Genomic DNA, 17,195 nt, shown 5'->3' on the forward strand with positions numbered 1-17,195 from the left:
ATGCTTGACGACGGGCGCAGCGTCTCGGTCACCAGGGCTGAACTCTGCGTGCAGCGCCTGGCTCCAAAGTTTTACTCATCTCATTGCCCGCCATCATCGACAGGAGCGCACCATGATCGACCTCCATTACTGGACGACCCCCAATGGCCACAAGATCAGCATCTTTCTCGAAGAGAGCGGGCTGGAGTACAACGTGCACCCGGTCAATATCGGCGAAGGCCAGCAGTTCGAGCCGGCGTTCCTGAAGATCGCGCCGAACAACCGTATTCCGGCCATCGTCGACAACAATCCCAGCGACGGCGGCGAGCCGATTTCGCTGTTCGAGTCCGGGGCGATTCTTGAATACCTGGCCGACAAGATCGGGCGCTTCATGCCGCTGCAGCCACGCCTGCGCGTCGAGGTGCAGCAGTGGCTGCACTGGCAGATGGGTGGCCTGGGCCCTATGGCGGGGCAGAACCATCACTTCGTACGCTTCGCGCCGGAGCAGATTCCTTACGCCATCGACCGCTACGTGAAGGAGACCGCGCGCCTGTACGGTGTGCTCGATCGTCGCCTCGAGGGGCGCGAGTACGTGTCCGGCGACTACTCGATCGCCGACATGGCCATCTATCCTTGGGCCAAGGGCTGGGAGCTGCAGCGCCAGCGCCTGGAGGATTTCCCCAACATGGCCGCCTGGCTGGCGCGCATGGGCAAACGTTCGGCAGTGCAGCGCGCCTATCAGGTCGCGGAAGCCATCGGCCAGCGACCGGATGAGGTATTGACCAGCGAGGCGCGCAAGGCGCTGTTCTGAAATGGGCTGCTAGCGTGGCACCAGTTACGCCAGTTGCAGCTCCTGCGCCGGCACCGGCCGGCCAATGTAATAACCCTGAACGTAGTCGCAGCCCAGCTGGCGCAGGCGCTCCAGCTGCTCGGCGCGTTCCACGCCTTCGGCGAGCACCTTCATCTCCATGCTGTGGGCAAGGGCAATGACCGCCCGGGTGATCGCCAGGTCGTCCTTGTCGTCGGGCAGGCCGGCGACGAAGCTTTGATCGAGTTTGAGCTTGTGCACCGGCAGGCGTTTCAAGCGCGCTAGCGAACTGTAGCCGGTGCCAAAGTCGTCAATGGCTAAGCGCACGCCCAGACCGCGTAGGCGTTCGAGCAAGGCCTGGGCCTGATCCGGGTCGTCCATCACCGCACTTTCCGTCACCTCCAGTTCCAGGCAGCCGGCCGGCAGGCCGGTGCTGGCCAATATCTGGGCGACGCGCTGGTCCAGTTCGCCGCGGCTGAACAGGCGGCTGGAAACATTCACGGCGACGAATTGCAGGCTACGCCCGGCGCTGCGCCAGGCGACCATCTGCCGGCACGCCTGTTCGAGCACCCAGGCGTCAATGGCGGTGATCATGCCGCTGTCTTCGGCAATCGGGATGAATTCGCCGGGCGGCACCAGGCCGCGTTGCGGGTGCTGCCAGCGCACCAGGGCCTCTACCCCTATCAATTGGTTGTCGGTCAGGCTGTGAAGCGGTTGGTAATGCACCCGCAGCTCGCTGTTCTCGATGGCGTGGCGCATGCCGGCGATCAGCTCTACACGTTGGCGGGCATACTCGGTCTGCTCCTGATCATAGAATGCGAAGCCGCCACGGCCAGTGCTCTTGGCTTTGAACAGCGCCGAGTCGACGTTACGCAGCACCTGATCGACGCTGTTGGCGTCATCCGGATACAGGCAGATACCGACACTGGCGGAAATGAACAGCTCCTGGCCTTCGAGCAGGAAGGGGGCGTCCAGGCAATCGATCAGTATCTGTGCCAGGTGCGCCGCCTGCTCGGCCTGGGTGCAGTCCTCGCTGAGCACGGCAAACTCGTCGCCACCCAGGCGCGCCAGGGTGCTGCCGTTACCCAACTGGCTGGCCAGTCGCTCACCAGTGGCCTTGAGCAGCAGGTCGCCGAGGTTGTGGCCGAGGCTTTCGTTGATGTGCTTGAAGTGATCCAGGTCGACGACCAGCACGGCGCCACGCTCCTCATCACGCTGGGCGCGCTGCAGGGCATGCTCGACTCGCTCGCTGAACAACAGGCGGTTGGGCAGGCCGCTCAGAGGATCATGGTGGACGAGGTGATCGAGCTCATGCTGGGAATGCTTGAGCACGGTGATGTCCGAGAACACCGCCACGTAATGGCTGAGCAGGCCGTGATCACCACGAATGGCGCGGATGCACTGCCACTGCGGATAGATTTCGCCGTTTTTGCGGCGGTTCCACACCTCGCCGCTCCAGGTGCCCTGGCTTTGCAGCGTATGCCAGAGATGCTGGTAGAACGCCGCGTCATGGCGACCGGACTTGAGTAGGGTCGGGTGCTTGCCGAGGATTTCCGCTTCGCTGTAGCCAGTGATGCGACTGAACGCCGGGTTGATGTGCACGATGGTCTGCTGCGCATCGGTGACCAGCACACCTTCTTGGGTGGATTCGAATACCGCCGCCGCCTGGCGCAGACTGTCGGCATCGGCGCGGCGCTGGGTGATGTCCTTGACCGTGCCGATAAAGCGCGCAGGGCGCCCCTGTGTATCGAGCTGCAACCGTCCGCGCGACAGCACCCAGCGGTAGCTGCCGTCACGGTGGCGTAGGCGATAGCTGTTTTCGTAGGCGCTGTCTTCGCTGGCCTGCATCAATTGGCCGAGAACGCGCTGATAAACGGCGCGGTCGTCGGGATGCAGCAGTTCTTGCCAATGGTCGCGGTCGGCGCTCAGCTCACCATCGTGCATGCCCAGCAGGGCGTGATAAGCCGGCGAGTAATACACGCGCTGGTGGATCAGATCCCAGTCCCATAGACCATCTTCGGTGGCCGACAGCGCCAGGCTGAGTCGCTCTTCGCTGGCGCGCAGCGCGGTGCCGATCTTCGCCTGGCGTTCCAGGTGGCGACTGATCGTCAGGTACAGCAGTGCGCTGGTCAGCAGCACGAACACCAGACCCTTCCAGACCTGTACCTGCTCCGCCTGTCGGGCGGTGAGACCGAGCGAGGCCAATAGCAGGTCGCTGAACACGATCCACAGGCCAGCGGCGATCAGGTAGTTCAAAGTCAGGCGCAGTGCGCCCTGGCGAGTGCTCATGGGGAATGGTTGGCTTGGTTTTCGGGGGGAAAGATCATCCGTGGGGGCATCCTTGTAACATCCTTAGCCAAAAGACCAAGTGGTTTTCCAGCAGCGAGTGTTGATAATGGAGATGCGGCACTTTGTCCGCATCGCTTTTTCTCTGCAAGAGGTACCCCTGCCCATGTGGTACAACGGTTTTCTCGATCTGCCGGTCTGGCAGCTCATCGTCGTCACCCTGGTGCTGACTCACATCACCATCGTAGCCGTCACGGTCTATCTGCACCGTTATTCGGCGCACCGCTCCCTGGAGCTGAACCCTGCTCTCAAGCACTTCTTCCGATTCTGGCTGTGGATGACCACAGGCATGAACACCCGCGAGTGGACGGCCATCCACCGCAAGCATCACGCCAAATGTGAAACCGCCGAAGACCCCCACAGCCCGGTTGTGAAGGGCCTCGGCACGGTAATGCGCAAAGGTGCCGAGCTGTATGCCGAAGAGGCGAAGAACGAAGACACCCTGCGGATCTACGGCAAGAACTGCCCGGATGACTGGATCGAGCGCAACATCTATTCGCGCTTCCCGATTGGCGGCGTGTCGCTGATGCTGATCATCGATGTGCTGTTGTTCGGCGCCCTGGGCCTGACCGTCTGGGCCGTACAGATGATCTGGATTCCCTTCTGGGCTGCCGGGGTCATCAACGGGCTGGGCCATGCCGTCGGTTATCGCAACTTCGAATGCCGCGACGCGGCTACCAATCTGGTGCCCTGGGGCATCATCGTTGGCGGCGAGGAGCTGCACAACAACCACCACACCTACCCGAACTCCGCCAAGCTGTCGGTCAAACGCTGGGAGTTCGACATGGGCTGGGCGTGGATCCGCCTGTTCAGCATGCTGGGCCTGGCCAAGGTTCAGCGGGTTGCGCCGATTGCTCACCGCGTGCCGGGCAAGGGAATTCTGGACATGGACACCGCCATGGCCATCCTCAACAACCGTTTCCAGATCATGGCCCAGTACCGCAAGCTGGTGATCGGGCCGCTGGTCAAGCAGGAGCTGGCCAAGGCCGACGAGTCCGTTCGTCATCAGTTTCGCCGTGCCAAGCGCCTGCTCTCTCGTGAACCGAGTCTGCTGCAGGACAAGCAGCAGGTGCGTATCGACGCCATGCTGGCGCACAGTCAAGCGCTCAAGGTGATCTACGAGAAGCGCCTGGCGCTGCAACTGATATGGGCGCGTACCAGTGCCAATGGTCATGACATGCTCGAAGCGATCAAGCACTGGGTACATGACGCCGAAGCGAGCGGCATTCAATCGTTGCGTGATTTCGCCGAGCAGTTGAAAACCTACTCCCTGCGCCCAGTGGCCGCGTGATGTAGTGCACAAAGCCGGGAGGTCGGTGAACCGCCCACTGCAGCCATGGTCATAGTTGTGACCCGGCTGCCACCCAAAAGCCCGCCATTCGGCGGGCTTTTTCGATCCTCCTTGGCGGCCTTAACCGCAAGCAAAGGGCCAATGCTCTGGATCGGTATATGGATGAACTCGCTGCTATTGACCTGGAAGAGCTGACCCTGGCTTTGCTGCACAGCCGTGCCGAAGGCACCCGGCTGCGTGAGCGCGAGCAACTGTTCAGCACGCTCCTGGGCAGCGTCAATGCGGTGCTCTGGGCGTTCGACTGGGAGGCTCAACAGATCATCTATGTCAGCCCGGCTTACGAGTTGATTTTCGGACGCTCGGCCGGCTTGTTGCTGGCCGACTATGGCGAGTGGCGCAACAGCATCTATCCCGATGATGTGGAATACGCGGCCGAAAGTATGGCCAAGGTGCTGGAGACCGGTGCCGTTGAGGCTCGCGAATACCGGATCATCCGCGCTGACGGCGAGATTCGCTGGCTCAGCGACAAATGCTTTATCGGCAGACAAAGCGAAACCCATGCGTCGCCGATCATCTTCGGTATTGCCGAAGACATCACCGAGAAGAAGCAGCTCGAAGGCGAGCTGCACCGCCTGGCCACCACCGACGTGCTGACCCAGAGCAGCAACCGTCGGCACTTCTTCGAATGCGCGCAAAGCGAGTTCGAGCTGGCGCGCACCCACGGGCAGCCGCTGGCTTTCTTGCTGCTCGACCTGGACGACTTCAAGCATATCAATGACACCTACGGCCACCAGGTCGGCGACCAGGTGCTGCAGCAGCTGGCCAATTGCGCCAGTTCGGTACTGCGCCGTGGTGACCTGTTCGGGCGAATCGGTGGTGAAGAGTTCGCAGCACTGTTCCCGGGGTGCGAGCCGGAGCTGGCCTCGCAGATCGCCCAGCGCCTGCAGCGCGAGATTCAGCGTCTGTCCTTCAGCCATGAAGGCACCACCTTCGGTATTACCGTCAGCCAGGGCCTGACCACGTTACGCAGCGGGGACCCGGGCCTGGACGTGCTGTACGCACGGGCCGATGCGGCGATGTACCAGGCCAAGCGTCAGGGAAAGAATCAGATCGTCACCAGCTGAGTTGGCGGAATATCGCCTTAACCTTGCTTTTGTACGGCGGAAAATCGCTCATTTTTATCGATGAGCGCACGCCCCTTCCTGTCATTTTGCCAGTAACATATTGAAATGTTGGCGCTTATGCGACTTTGGTCGTCCATGGCATGCAATCTGCTGTGCTAAATTCCACAGCAACGGCCTACAGAGCCGAAAATAACAATGCCGAGAGTCGAACGATGCCTATTGCCTGTCGCAGCAGTCAGTCCAACCTGTTTCACCCTTACCCCTAAGTTTTTGTATTGCCGTCTCCGTAGTCATGGCGCCCTCCGGCTGCCTGTCGCCTGACGGCCGTACCCGAATTCGGCTGGCTGCGCGCCATGAAGGCGGCATCTGGCGGGCCGATGTGCAACACCACTAAAAGAACAGAACACTGGAGAGATCACGATGAAAAAAGCTTCCCTGGCGCTGGCCGTAGCCGCCGGCACTCTGGGTCTGACCCTGGGCAACGTTGCCAACGCTGCCTTTATTGAAGACAGCACGGCCAAGCTGGATCTGCGTAACTATTACTTCGATAACGACAACCGTGAAAGCCAAGGTGACGTTGGCGTTGGTGCTGCTCGTAGTGGCCAAGTTCGTGAGTGGGGCCAAGCGTTTCAGCTGAACTTGCAGTCGGGCTTCACCGAAGGCACCGTTGGTTTTGGTGTAGACGCACTGGGCCTGCTGGGTGTGCGTCTTGATGGTGGTGGCCGTGCAGGCAAAGCCGGTCAAGATCGTACCCCGAGCGCTATGTTTCCGCTTGAAAGCGATGGCAGTGCTCGCGATGAGTTCAGTAGCTTGGGCCTGACCGGCAAGATCCGCTTCTCCAAGACGGTTGCACAGATTGGTACTTTGCAGCCGAAACTGCCGGTCGTGACCTTCAACGATGGTCGCCTGATCCCGCAAACCTTCGAAGGTGCGCAGATCACCTCCAATGAAATCGACAACCTGACCTTGATTGCAGGTCAGTTGGAGCACGCCAAGGGGCGTACCTCCAGCAACGCCGACTCCCTGGCGATTGCTGGTGCTGCCAATGGCGCCGATAGCAATAAGTTCTACTACGGTGGTGCTGACTACAAAATCAACAAGGATCTGTTGGTGCAGTACTACTACGGTAACCTGGACGACTTCTACAAGCAGCACTTCCTGGGGCTGACCCATACGCTCGCTCTTGGCGCTGGTTCCCTGAAGTCTGACCTCCGTTATTTCGATACCAGCTCCGACGGCAAGAATGGCAGTGTCGCTGGTCGTGCTGAAGGTTACCGCGCAGCTGGCAAGCCGGGTAATGACGGCGAAGCTGACAACCGCACCTGGAGCGCCTTCTTCACTTATAGCCTGGAAGGCCATGCCCTCAGTGCTGGCTACCAACAGGTGTCTGGTGACAGTAACTTCATGCAGCTGAACCAGACTTCGATCCCTGGCCAGGGCGGTGCTACCACTTACCTGATCACCGACCGTCAGATCACCAACTTTGCCCGCGCTGGCGAGCGTACCTGGATCACCCAGTACGGTTACGACTTCGGCAAGATCGGTGTGCCGGGCCTGACCGCCAACGTGCTGTACATGAAAGGCGACAACATCAAAGCAGTTGGTGGTGACCAGAAAGAGTGGGAGCGTGACCTGACCGTCAGCTACGTGGTACAGGAAGGCGTTGCCAAAGGCCTGGGCTTCGCCTGGCGTAATGCCTCGCTGCGCAGCGAAGCTACTGCTGACACCGACCAGAACCGCCTGATCGTCAGCTACAGCATCCCGCTGCTGTAAGCAGACCGTATCGAGCCGCACCACGCGGCGGCTCGTTCACATGCAAAAGCCCGGACTGGTTCCGGGCTTTTGCTTTTCTGCTGGTTGGTTAAATCAATCGGCAGTAGCTGCAGGCTGCTGCTGGGTGATGCAGTGGATATTGCCGCCGCCCAGCAGAATTTCCCGGCCCGGCACCATCACCACTCGGTGTTCGGGGAACAGCCGCTCGAGAATGACCTTGGCTTCGCCGTCCTTGGGGTCATTGAAGCTGGGGGCGACGATGCCGCCGTTGACGATCAGGAAGTTCACGTAGGAACCGGCCAGGCGCACCTCAGGGCTGCGCTCCTGGCTGCCGGCTGCGCGGTCGACACCGGCGCATTCTTCCTCGGTGGCATACAGCGGGCCCGGGATCGGCATCTTGTGCACGGTCAGGGCGCGGCCTTTGGCGTCGCGGACCTTTTCCAGTACGCCCATGGCTTCCTGGCAACGGCTGTAGTTGGGATCCTGCGGATCGTCGGTCCAGGCCAACAGCACTTCGCCCGGTCGCACGTAACAGCAGAAGTTGTCGACGTGGCCGTCGGTCTCGTCGTTGTACAGGCCATGCGGCAGCCAGATCACGGTATCGATGGCCAGGTGATCAGCCAGCATGGCTTCGATCTGTTCACGGTTCAGGTGCGGGTTGCGGTTGTGGTTGAGCAGGCACTCTTCGGTGGTGATCAGGGTGCCTTCGCCGTCGACGTGGATCGAGCCGCCCTCGAGCACGAAACCTTCAGTGCGGTAGCGGTCGCAGCCTTCGATATTGAGGATCTTGCTGGCGACCTGATCATCACGCAGCCAGGGGAAGTACAGGCCGCCCTCGAAGCCGCCCCAGGCGTTGAAACCCCAGTCGACGCCGCGCACTTCGCCCTTCTGGTCGGTGACGAAGGTCGGGCCGGTATCACGCACCCAGGCGTCGTCGGTGGTCATCTCGACGACGCGAATACGCTCGTGATCCAAGTGTGCGCAGGCATTTTCGTATTGCGCCGCCGAGGCGCAGACGGTGACCGGCTCGAACTCGGCGATGGCCTTGGCTACGGCGACGAACGCGTGCTGGCCAGGCTTGCCACCCAGTCGCCAGTTGTCCGGGCGCTCCGGCCACACGATCCAGGTCTGGCTGTGTGGCTCCCATTCGGCCGGCATGCGGAAGCCATCGGCGCGGGGTGTGGAGGTCAAGGTGTTCATGGCGTTGCTCCGGTGCTGAAGTCGTTCAAGGGGTCAGGAGGCGGTTGCGCCATCCTGGGGTTCAATGGGCCATAGAGAATCTGGTCGCCGTTTACGGAGCTTATCCCTGGTGCGCTTACAGTCCTTGCATCACATGCCTGTATTGCGGCGAGGCGAGGGCTTATACGCGTCGAGAAATGCCCATTCGAGATGATCTTATAGTCGATAAATATCGGCTTTAAAAGGATGGTTTTATCACTATCCAGCATCTTTAAAATATATTTGCGGATAAGTATTTGTATTAAATGAAATTGTTCGGGCTGATGGGCGCAACTCGCATGGCGGTTCAGCGAAGCATGGCCACGGGGGCACCTTTTCAGCTGATTGCGCGTTTGCGCAGGAAGGGCGGCAGGTAAAGCCCCAGGTACGCTTCGAATACGCGCAAGCCTTCCTCGGCATAGCGTGGGGTGATTTCCCCGTGCTGGTGAATCGAGCGGGCGTATACCCGATCGCCAAGCTCCATGGCCAGGCCGAACACATCGATATCGTCCGGCAGCGCCGGCAACTCGAAGTAGCGGTCGAACAGTGCCCGGTGCTGCTGACTAAGCTCGATATCGTGCTGGCGGTCAGCCTGGGTCACCTCGCTCAGACCGTGTTGGGCGAGGATCAGTTGCCTGGCCGCCGCATCGCCGGCATAGATGCGCAGCATTCGCTGCTCGATGATTCGGGAAAGATCACGCCAGGACTGCAACTGGTCCGCGTCGATGGGCTCCTGCAGGCAGTCTCGGAAGGCACGGTGAACATCGGCCGTCAGCGCCTGGAGCAAGGCGGGTACGCTGGGAAAGAAGTGGTAGACCGAGGACGGTGCGATTTCCGCGCGTTCGGCCACGGTGTAGATCGACAGCGCCGCCACCCCTTGCTCGGCCAGTAGCGTGCGGGCCGCGGCGAGAATCTGTTCGATACGTGCCTGGCTGCTGGCGCGGGGCTTGCGGGCGCTCACTCAGGCGTTCCTGGCTGCTTGCAGGCGTGTGCCAGGCCAATAACTGGCAAAGCCGGAAGGCGGTGAATCAATGCGGTCTTCCTATTTGACGATGGTGGCGAGTGCGACGAGATACCTTGGCGTCAGTATCTGGCCGGTCGCCGAATGATAGCGCCAGGCGACTATGAAAACGCCGGCTTCCGCCGGCGTTTTGCGCATCACACGGTGTGCAGGTACCAGTTGTACTCGAGATCGGAGATGGTCGTCTCGAACTCCTGCAACTCGGCTTCCTTGCAGGCGACGAAGATATCGATGTAATCCGGGCTGATGTACTTGTTGAGTACCTCGCTGTCGTCCAGCTGACGCAGGGCATCGCGTAGGTTGTTCGGCAGGCTCTGCTCCAGCTGCTCGTAAGAGTTGCCCTCGATGGGCTCACCCGGATCCAGCTGGTTGGTCAGACCGTGATGAATACCGGCCAGGATCGCCGCCATCATCAGGTACGGGTTGGCATCGGCGCCGGCTACCCGGTGTTCAATGCGGATCGCATCGCTGCTGCCGGTCGGCACGCGTACGGCTACGGTGCGGTTGTCCAGGCCCCAGCTCGGCGCGTTCGGGACGTAGAACTGCGCGCCGAAACGGCGGTAGGAGTTGACGTTCGGGCACAGGAAGGCCATCGACGCCGGCATGGTGTCGAGAATGCCTGCAATGGCATGACGCAGCGGGGCGTGGTGCTCCGGATCCTCGGTGGCGAAGATGTTCTGCCCGGTCTTCTTGTCGAGTAGCGAGATGTGCACATGCAGACCATTGCCCGCCTGACCCGGATAGGGCTTGGCCATGAAGGTGGAGTCCATCTCATGGTCGTAGGCGATGTTCTTGATCAGGCGCTTGAGCAGCAGCGCGTGGTCGCAGGCCTTGAGCGCATCATTGGTGTGATGCAGGTTGACCTCGAACTGCGCCGGTGCACTTTCCTTGACGATGGCGTCGGCGGGCAACGCCTGCTCCTTGGCGGCTTCGAGCATGTCCTGCAGGCAGTCGACGTACTCGTCGAGGTCGTCGATCAGATAAACCTGAGTCGAGTGCGGGCGCTTGCCGGAGATCGGCGAGCGCGGCGGCTGGGGACGGCCATTCACGTTCTCCTGGTCGATCAGGTAGAACTCCAGTTCGAAGGCCGCGCAGATGGTCAGGCCAAGTTCGTCGAACTTCTGTACCACCTGACGCAATACCTCACGTGGGTCGGCAAAGAAGGGGCTGCCGTCCAGTTCGTGCATGGTCATCAGCAGTTGCGCGGTCGGGCGCTTCTGCCAGGGTTCCTTGCACAGGGTATCGGGGATGGGGAAGCAGATACGGTCGGCGTCGCCGATGTCCAGGCCAAGGCCGGTGCTTTCGACGGTTGAGCCGTTGATGTCCAGAGCGAACAGCGAAGCGGGCAGGTTGATGCCCTTTTCGTACACCTTGTGGAGGCTGGCGCGTTCGATGCGCTTGCCGCGCACGACACCATTCATATCTGCAATCAGAAGGTCGACGAACTGAACCTCAGGGTGTTCCTTGAGGAACGCGTTCGCTTCATTGAGCTGAACGGCACGCGGGGGTACCGACATGATGCAACACCTTTGTTGTTAAAAATATCAATCAATTGCTGACGCACTGCGAGTCAATCCCAAACGCCAGAGGCTGTCAAGGCAGCTCGATGTTGCCCCAATGAGGGGCGCTGCGGCCATTTTTAGGGCGTTTCAGGGCATTTCCAGCGTTAGATCTCTGCACCCTTTTAGACGTGGCTGTGGGGCGATGCGCGAATCATTGAGCCAGCTTGTGTTGAAAAATGAACAAGGATAAGCTCGGTCGAACCCCACATAATCCAACAATACGGGTGTTTCATGAGCTGCATGTCGCTGTCCGGCGTCATTGCCAGCCTCCCACGGTGCGCGGCATTGCCGGCTGTGGTAGAGGTTGCTCGATCCTATTGCGCAGCCCTTGCGGCGCGCACTGCGGCGCATCGCGTTGCGGTATCTCTTACCTGCTCCTTCGCTCGAAAATCTGCACACTTCTCAATCCTTGAAGACGTTTGCGTCTCCATTGCGAGGCGACGAGTATCGCGACGCCTCGATGCGCTCAACGGCATTGCCAATCGTGAACCTTGCCGTGAAGCAGGTGACGGCGCGCGCTTTGCAAAGGCATCTGGCCCTGTCGAGTGCAACAAAGGTCGGTTACAGTCGGTGCACGATGGTGAAGCACCGCTGGGCATGCGCTGCGCTCTGCCGCCAGTGCCTGGAGGGTCGCTCGGGCAGTTGCCCGCAGTCGTGTAACACCCTGGTTTATTCCGCATCCACCTGGCAGGCCTGCCAGGCTTCTCGTGGTGCGGGGCATGTCGAGCCGGCCGAGGATGCCGGTTTCAAAACACTGAGGTCTCTATGAGCACCAAACTGGACCAGCTCTCGAGCTGGTTGAAAGAACGCAAGATCACCGAAGTCGAATGTCTGGTCAGCGACCTGACGGGGATTGCCCGGGGCAAGATCTCGCCGACCAACAAATTCCTCGACGAAAAGGGCATGCGCCTGCCTGAAAGCGTGTTGCTGCAGACTGTCACCGGTGACTATGTCGAAGACGACATTTATTACGACCTGCTCGACCCGGCGGATATCGACATGTTCTGCCGTCCGGACGAGAACGCCGTGTTCATCGTACCCTGGGCCATCGAGCCCACCGCCCAGGTGATCCACGACACCTACGACAAGCAGGGCAACCCCATCGAGCTGTCGCCGCGCAACATCCTCAAGAAGGTGCTGCGCCTGTATGCAGAGAAAGGCTGGCAACCCATCGTGGCGCCGGAGATGGAGTTCTACCTGACCAAGCGCAACAGCGACCCGGACTTCCCGCTGGTGGCTCCGATGGGCCGTTCCGGGCGCCCGGAAACCGGCCGGCAGAGTTTCTCGATCGATGCGGCCAACGAATTCGACCCGCTGTTCGAAGACATGTACGACTGGTGCGAGCTGCAGGGCCTGGACCTGGACACTCTGATCCACGAGGAAGGCCCGGCGCAGATGGAGATCAACTTCCGTCACGGCGAAGCCCTGCACCTGGCCGACCAGATTCTGGTGTTCAAGCGCACCATGCGCGAGGCGGCGCTCAAGCACGACGTGGCGGCGACCTTCATGGCCAAGCCGATCACCGATGAGCCGGGCAGCGCCATGCACCTGCACCAGAGCATCATCGACGTGAAGACCGGCAAGAACATCTTCTCCAACGAAGACGGTTCGATGAGCCAGCTGTTCATGCACCACATCGGTGGCCTGCAGAAATACATCCCCGAAGTGCTGCCGCTGTTCGCGCCCAACGTCAACTCGTTCCGCCGCTTCCTGCCCGACACCTCGGCGCCGGTGAACGTCGAGTGGGGCGAGGAAAACCGCACCGTCGGCCTGCGCGTGCCGGATGCCACGCCGAATAACCGCCGCGTGGAAAATCGCCTGGCTGGCGCTGACGCCAACCCTTATCTGGCCCTGGCAGCCAGCCTGCTGTGCGGCTACATCGGCATGGTCGAGGGCATCGAGCCCAGCGCGCCGGTCGTCGGTCGCGGCTACGAGCGCCGCAACCTGCGCCTGCCGCTGACTTTGGAGGCGGCGCTGGAGCGCATGGAAACCTGCCAGGTGGTCGAACAGTACCTGGGCCACAAGTTCGTCAGCGGCTATGTGGCGGTCAAGCGTGCCGAGCACGAGAATTTCAAGCGGGTGATCAGCTCCTGGGAACGCGAGTTCCTGCTGCTCTCGGTCTGATCCAGCCGGGGCTGTCGTGTGATCCGACCGGCCCCGCATTTATAAGAGGTGAACATGACGGCAAACAATGCAAAGACCCAGCAATGGCAGGCCATGAGCCGCGATCATCACCTGGCGCCTTTCAGCGACTTCAAGCAATTGGCCGAGAAAGGCCCGCGCATCATCACCCGCGGTGAAGGTGTGCACCTGTGGGACAGCGAAGGCAACAAGATCCTCGATGGCATGGCCGGGCTGTGGTGCCTGGCCGTCGGCTACGGCCGCGAGGAACTGGTCGAGGCGGCTAGCAAGCAGATGCGCGAGCTGCCGTTCTACAACACCTTCTTCCAGACCGCCCACCCGCCAGTGCTGGAGCTGGCCAAGGCGCTCGCCGAGGTGACGCCAGCTGGCATGAACCACGTGTTCTTCACCGGCTCGGGCTCGGAAGGCAACGACACCATGCTGCGCATGGTTCGCCATTACTGGGCGCTCAAGGGTAAGCCGAACAAGAAGGTGGTGATCGCCCGCGAGAACGGCTACCACGGCTCCACCGTCGCCGGCGCCAGCCTGGGCGGCATGAAGGGCATGCACGAGCAGGGCGACCTACCGATTCCGGGTATCGTGCATATCGCCCAGCCTTACTGGTTCGGCGAGGGCGGCGACATGACGCCGGAAGCCTTCGGCATCTGGGCTGCCGACGAGCTGGAGAAGAAGATTCTCGAAGTCGGCGAAGACAATATCGCTGCCTTCCTGGCTGAGCCTATTCAGGGCGCGGGCGGCGTAATCATCCCGCCGGACAGCTACTGGCCGCGGGTGCGCGAGATTCTCGCCAAGTACGACATCCTGTTCGTCGCCGATGAAGTGATCTGCGGGTTCGGCCGTACCGGTGAGTGGTTCGGCAGCGACTTCTACGGCAACAAGCCGGACATGATGACCATCGCCAAGGGCCTGACCTCCGGCTATGTGCCGATGGGCGGCCTGGTGGTGCGCGACGAGATCGTCAAGGTGCTCAACGAGGGTGGCGACTTCAACCACGGCTTCACCTATTCCGGGCACCCGGTGGCGGCGGCGGTGGCACTGGAGAACATCCGAATTCTGCGCGAAGAAAAGATCATCGAGCGGGTCAGAGAAGAAACGGCACCGTATTTGCAGAAGCGCCTGCGCGAATTGGCGGATCACCCGCTGGTCGGTGAAGTGCGCGGCGTGGGTATGCTCGGCGCCATCGAACTGGTGAAGGATAAAGCCACTCGCGCGCGTTACCCGAGCGACAAGGCGGTGGGCATGATCTGCCGCGGTCACTGTTTCGAGAACGGACTGATCATGCGCGCCGTGGGCGACACCATGATCATTTCGCCGCCGCTGGTGATCAGCAAGAGCGAGATCGACGAGCTGGTGGAAAAGGCCCGCAAGTGCCTGGACCTCACCGCCCGTGCTTTACTGGCCTGACGGCTGCTGCAACGCGTTTCGAAGGTAGCGACAGTTGGTGCAATAAATTGCCTGCCAGGGCTTGAGCGATGGGGCTGCTATCGCCAGACTTGCCGGCCAAAAAAACGGGCCTGCCGCACAGCGCGGCGGCCCGGTTAATCGACATCACAATAGGGAGCTGAACCGCATGATCAAGACTTTCGGCAAGACTCTGCTGGCGGTGACGCTGGCCGGCGCCGTGGCCGGTATGGCGCAGGCTGATGGCAAGGTCCTCAACATCTACAACTGGTCGGACTACATCGCCCCGGACACCATCGAGAAGTTCACCAAGGAGACCGGCATCAAGGTCACCTACGACGTCTTCGATTCCAACGAAACCCTGGAAGCCAAGCTGTTCGCCGGCAAATCTGGTTACGACATCGTGGTGCCGTCCAACAGCTTCCTGGCCAAGCAGATCAAGGCCAAGGTCTACCAGCCGCTGGATAAGTCCAAGCTGCCGAACTGGGACAACCTGGACAAGAACCTGCTGAAAACCGTCGAGGTCAGCGACCCGGGTAACAAGTATTCCTTCCCGTACATGTGGGGCACCGTGGGCATCGGTTTCAACCCTGAGAAGGTCAAGGCTGCGCTGGGCGAAAACGCCCCGGTCGATTCCTGGGACCTGCTGTTCAAGCCCGAGAACATCGAGAAGCTGAAGTCCTGTGGCGTGTCCTTCCTCGACTCGCCAACCGAGATCCTGCCGATCGCCATGCAGTACCTGGGCTATGAACCGACCAGCACCGATCCGAAGCAGCTCAAGGAAGCCGAAGCGCTGTTCATGAAGATCCGCCCGTCGATCACCTATTTCCACTCCTCCAAGTACATCTCCGACCTGGCCAACGGCAACCTCTGCGTGGCCGTGGGTTACTCGGGGGACATCTACCAGGCCAAGTCGCGCGCCGAAGAGGCCGGTGGCAAGGTCAAGGTCTCTTACAACATTCCCAAGCAAGGTGCCGGCGCCTTCTTCGACATGGTGGCCATTCCGGCCGATGCGGAGAACGTCGAGTCCGCCCATGCCTTCCTGAACTTCCTGCTCAAGCCGGAAATCATGGCCGAGATCACCAACGAAGTGCACTTCCCGAACGGCAACGCGAAAGCCACCCCGCTGGTCGACGAAGCCATTCGTAACGACCCGGGCGTTTACCCGACCCAGGAAACCATGGGCAAGCTGTATGCCTTCCCGGACCTGCCGGCGGCCGCCCAGCGCACCATGACCCGCAGCTGGACCAAGATCAAGTCCGGTCGCTGATCGGCTGATGACCGCGGCACCTGGCGCCGCGGTCCGTTTCGGCAGGCAAAGGGGCGGATCGTCGCCCATCCAGGGCAGCGCCACGACCGTGGCGCTCTCCCTGATCGCGATACGTCACCTCGGTGACAAGACACAAGAAGAGGACGACCTGTGCATTTTTCCCTGGGCAAGATCCTGACAACGACCGCGCTTTCGGTTGGCTTGGCAACCCTGGCACATGCGGACGGCACCGTGCATATCTACAACTGGAGCGACTACATCGGCGAGAACACCCTGGCCGAGTTCCAGAAGGCCACGGGCATCAAGCCGGTCTACGACGTCTTCGACTCCAACGAAACCCTGGAAGGTAAACTGCTCGCCGGCCGTACCGGCTACGACGTGGTGGTGCCGTCCAATCATTTTCTCGGCAAGCAGATCAAGGCGGGCGCGTTCCAGAAGCTCGACCGTTCGCTGCTGCCGAACTGGAACAACCTCGACCCGGCGCTGCTCAAGCAGCTGGAAACCAACGACCCGGGCAATCAATACGCTGTGCCTTATCTGTGGGGTACCAACGGTATCGGCTACAACGTGGCCAAGGTCAAGGAAGTGCTCGGTGTCGACAAGATCGACTCCTGGGCCGTGCTGTTCGAGCCGCAGAACATGAAGAAGCTCGCCAGCTGCGGCGTGTCCTTCATGGATTCGGCGGACGAGGTGATTCCCTCGGTGCTCAACTACCTGGGCCTGGACCCGAACAGCCAGAGCGCTGACGACTACGCCAAGGCCGAAGCCAAGCTGATGGAAGTACGCCCCTATATCAGCTACTTCCACTCCTCCAAGTACATCTCCGATCTGGCCAACGGCAACATCTGCGTGGCGTTCGGCTACTCCGGTGACGTGCTGCAGGCCGCCGACCGTGCCGCGGAGGCAGGCAAGGGCGTCGAAATCGCCTATGCGATTCCCAAGGAAGGCGCCAACCTGTGGTTCGACATGCTTGCCATCCCCAAGGATGCCAGCAACGTCAAAGAGGCCCACGCTTTCATCAACTACCTCCTAGATCCCAAGGTGATCGCCGGGGTCAGTGACTACGTGGGTTACGCCAATGCCAACACCAAGGCGGGCGAGCTGATGGATCAGGAAATCCGCGAGGACGAGTCGGTGTACCCGCCGCAGGCCGTGCTGGACAAGTTGTACGTGATGGCCGAACTGCCGCCCAAGGCGCAGCGCCTGATGACGCGAAGCTGGACGAAGATCAAGTCCGGAAGATGATCAACCCTTTAGCGC

Annotated in this window: 12 protein-coding genes; 8 read left to right on the forward strand and 4 right to left on the reverse strand. The window is 61.0% G+C overall.

The features are described from left to right. Nucleotides 1–112 precede the first annotated feature (112 nt). On the forward strand, nt 113–790 hold the full coding sequence (locus PVA39_RS02350; protein ID WP_274122613.1) for a glutathione S-transferase N-terminal domain-containing protein: 678 nt from the start codon (nt 113–115) through the stop codon (nt 788–790). Nucleotides 791–814: 24 nt separating this feature from the next. Here PVA39_RS02350 and PVA39_RS02355 read toward each other — a convergent pair whose 3' ends face one another. Continuing rightward, a complete protein-coding gene (locus tag PVA39_RS02355) occupies nt 815–3,076 on the reverse strand; it encodes a putative bifunctional diguanylate cyclase/phosphodiesterase (RefSeq protein WP_274122614.1) in 2,262 nt (753 codons plus the stop codon). A gap of 163 nt (nt 3,077–3,239) precedes the next feature. Here PVA39_RS02355 and desA point away from each other — a divergent pair, with 163 nt between their 5' ends. The 3 genes from desA (at nt 3,240) to PVA39_RS02370 (ending at nt 7,321) form a co-directional block, all read left to right on the forward strand. Continuing rightward, nucleotides 3,240–4,424, forward strand: coding sequence for a delta-9 fatty acid desaturase DesA (desA, locus tag PVA39_RS02360; protein WP_093500447.1), 1,185 nt, complete (start codon nt 3,240–3,242; stop codon nt 4,422–4,424). Between the two features lie 158 nt (nt 4,425–4,582). Further along, entirely contained in the window at nt 4,583–5,548 is a 966-nt protein-coding gene (locus PVA39_RS02365) for a GGDEF domain-containing protein (RefSeq protein ID WP_093500446.1), read from the forward strand. 420 nt (nt 5,549–5,968) lie between these two features. Next, complete coding sequence (locus PVA39_RS02370; protein ID WP_274122616.1) at nt 5,969–7,321, forward strand: OprD family porin; 1,353 nt, start codon at nt 5,969–5,971, stop codon at nt 7,319–7,321. Between the two features lie 93 nt (nt 7,322–7,414). On the opposite strand, the gene aguA is transcribed toward PVA39_RS02370, so the two are convergent. From aguA to PVA39_RS02385, 3 genes are all read right to left on the reverse strand, one after another. After that, nucleotides 7,415–8,521, reverse strand: coding sequence for an agmatine deiminase (gene aguA / locus PVA39_RS02375; RefSeq protein ID WP_274122617.1), 1,107 nt, complete (start codon nt 8,519–8,521; stop codon nt 7,415–7,417). A gap of 355 nt (nt 8,522–8,876) precedes the next feature. Next, nucleotides 8,877–9,500, reverse strand: coding sequence for a TetR/AcrR family transcriptional regulator (locus PVA39_RS02380; RefSeq protein ID WP_093500440.1), 624 nt, complete (start codon nt 9,498–9,500; stop codon nt 8,877–8,879). Nucleotides 9,501–9,697: 197 nt separating this feature from the next. Continuing rightward, on the reverse strand, nt 9,698–11,077 hold the full coding sequence (locus tag PVA39_RS02385; RefSeq protein WP_274122618.1) for a glutamine synthetase family protein: 1,380 nt from the start codon (nt 11,075–11,077) through the stop codon (nt 9,698–9,700). Nucleotides 11,078–11,887: 810 nt separating this feature from the next. Between PVA39_RS02385 and PVA39_RS02390 the strand changes: the two genes are divergently transcribed. The 4 genes from PVA39_RS02390 to PVA39_RS02405 all read left to right on the forward strand — a co-directional run bounded on the left by PVA39_RS02390 (nt 11,888) and on the right by PVA39_RS02405 (nt 17,180). After that, entirely contained in the window at nt 11,888–13,246 is a 1,359-nt protein-coding gene (locus tag PVA39_RS02390; protein WP_093500436.1) for a glutamine synthetase family protein, read from the forward strand. Nucleotides 13,247–13,300: 54 nt separating this feature from the next. Continuing rightward, nucleotides 13,301–14,668, forward strand: a complete 1,368-nt coding sequence (locus tag PVA39_RS02395) for an aspartate aminotransferase family protein (RefSeq protein WP_274122621.1) — start codon at nt 13,301–13,303, stop codon at nt 14,666–14,668. 166 nt (nt 14,669–14,834) lie between these two features. Beyond that, entirely contained in the window at nt 14,835–15,935 is a 1,101-nt protein-coding gene (locus PVA39_RS02400) for a polyamine ABC transporter substrate-binding protein (RefSeq protein ID WP_274122622.1), read from the forward strand. A 150-nt stretch (nt 15,936–16,085) separates the two neighbouring features. Next, nucleotides 16,086–17,180: a polyamine ABC transporter substrate-binding protein gene (locus PVA39_RS02405; RefSeq protein WP_208604505.1), complete on the forward strand. Its 1,095-nt coding sequence runs from the start codon at nt 16,086–16,088 to the stop codon at nt 17,178–17,180. Nucleotides 17,181–17,195 lie beyond the last annotated feature (15 nt).

Origin of the sequence: Pseudomonas sp. CNPSo 3701, from assembly GCF_028674975.1 — a bacterium.
GTDB classification, from domain to species: Bacteria; Pseudomonadota; Gammaproteobacteria; order Pseudomonadales; family Pseudomonadaceae; genus Aquipseudomonas; species Aquipseudomonas straminea.

What these genes read in the sequence shown, in the direction of transcription:
- desA (WP_093500447.1), top strand. Translation starts at nt 3,240, where the DNA reads ATGTGGTACAACGGTTTTCTCGATCTGCCGGTCTGGCAGCTCATCGTC.
- PVA39_RS02355 (WP_274122614.1), bottom strand. Translation starts at nt 3,076, where the DNA reads ATGAGCACTCGCCAGGGCGCACTGCGCCTGACTTTGAACTACCTGATC.
- PVA39_RS02385 (WP_274122618.1), bottom strand. Translation starts at nt 11,077, where the DNA reads ATGTCGGTACCCCCGCGTGCCGTTCAGCTCAATGAAGCGAACGCGTTC.
- aguA (WP_274122617.1), bottom strand. Translation starts at nt 8,521, where the DNA reads ATGAACACCTTGACCTCCACACCCCGCGCCGATGGCTTCCGCATGCCG.
- PVA39_RS02395 (WP_274122621.1), top strand. Translation starts at nt 13,301, where the DNA reads ATGACGGCAAACAATGCAAAGACCCAGCAATGGCAGGCCATGAGCCGC.
- PVA39_RS02365 (WP_093500446.1), top strand. Translation starts at nt 4,583, where the DNA reads ATGGATGAACTCGCTGCTATTGACCTGGAAGAGCTGACCCTGGCTTTG.
- PVA39_RS02370 (WP_274122616.1), top strand. Translation starts at nt 5,969, where the DNA reads ATGAAAAAAGCTTCCCTGGCGCTGGCCGTAGCCGCCGGCACTCTGGGT.
- PVA39_RS02390 (WP_093500436.1), top strand. Translation starts at nt 11,888, where the DNA reads ATGAGCACCAAACTGGACCAGCTCTCGAGCTGGTTGAAAGAACGCAAG.
- PVA39_RS02350 (WP_274122613.1), top strand. Translation starts at nt 113, where the DNA reads ATGATCGACCTCCATTACTGGACGACCCCCAATGGCCACAAGATCAGC.
- PVA39_RS02400 (WP_274122622.1), top strand. Translation starts at nt 14,835, where the DNA reads ATGATCAAGACTTTCGGCAAGACTCTGCTGGCGGTGACGCTGGCCGGC.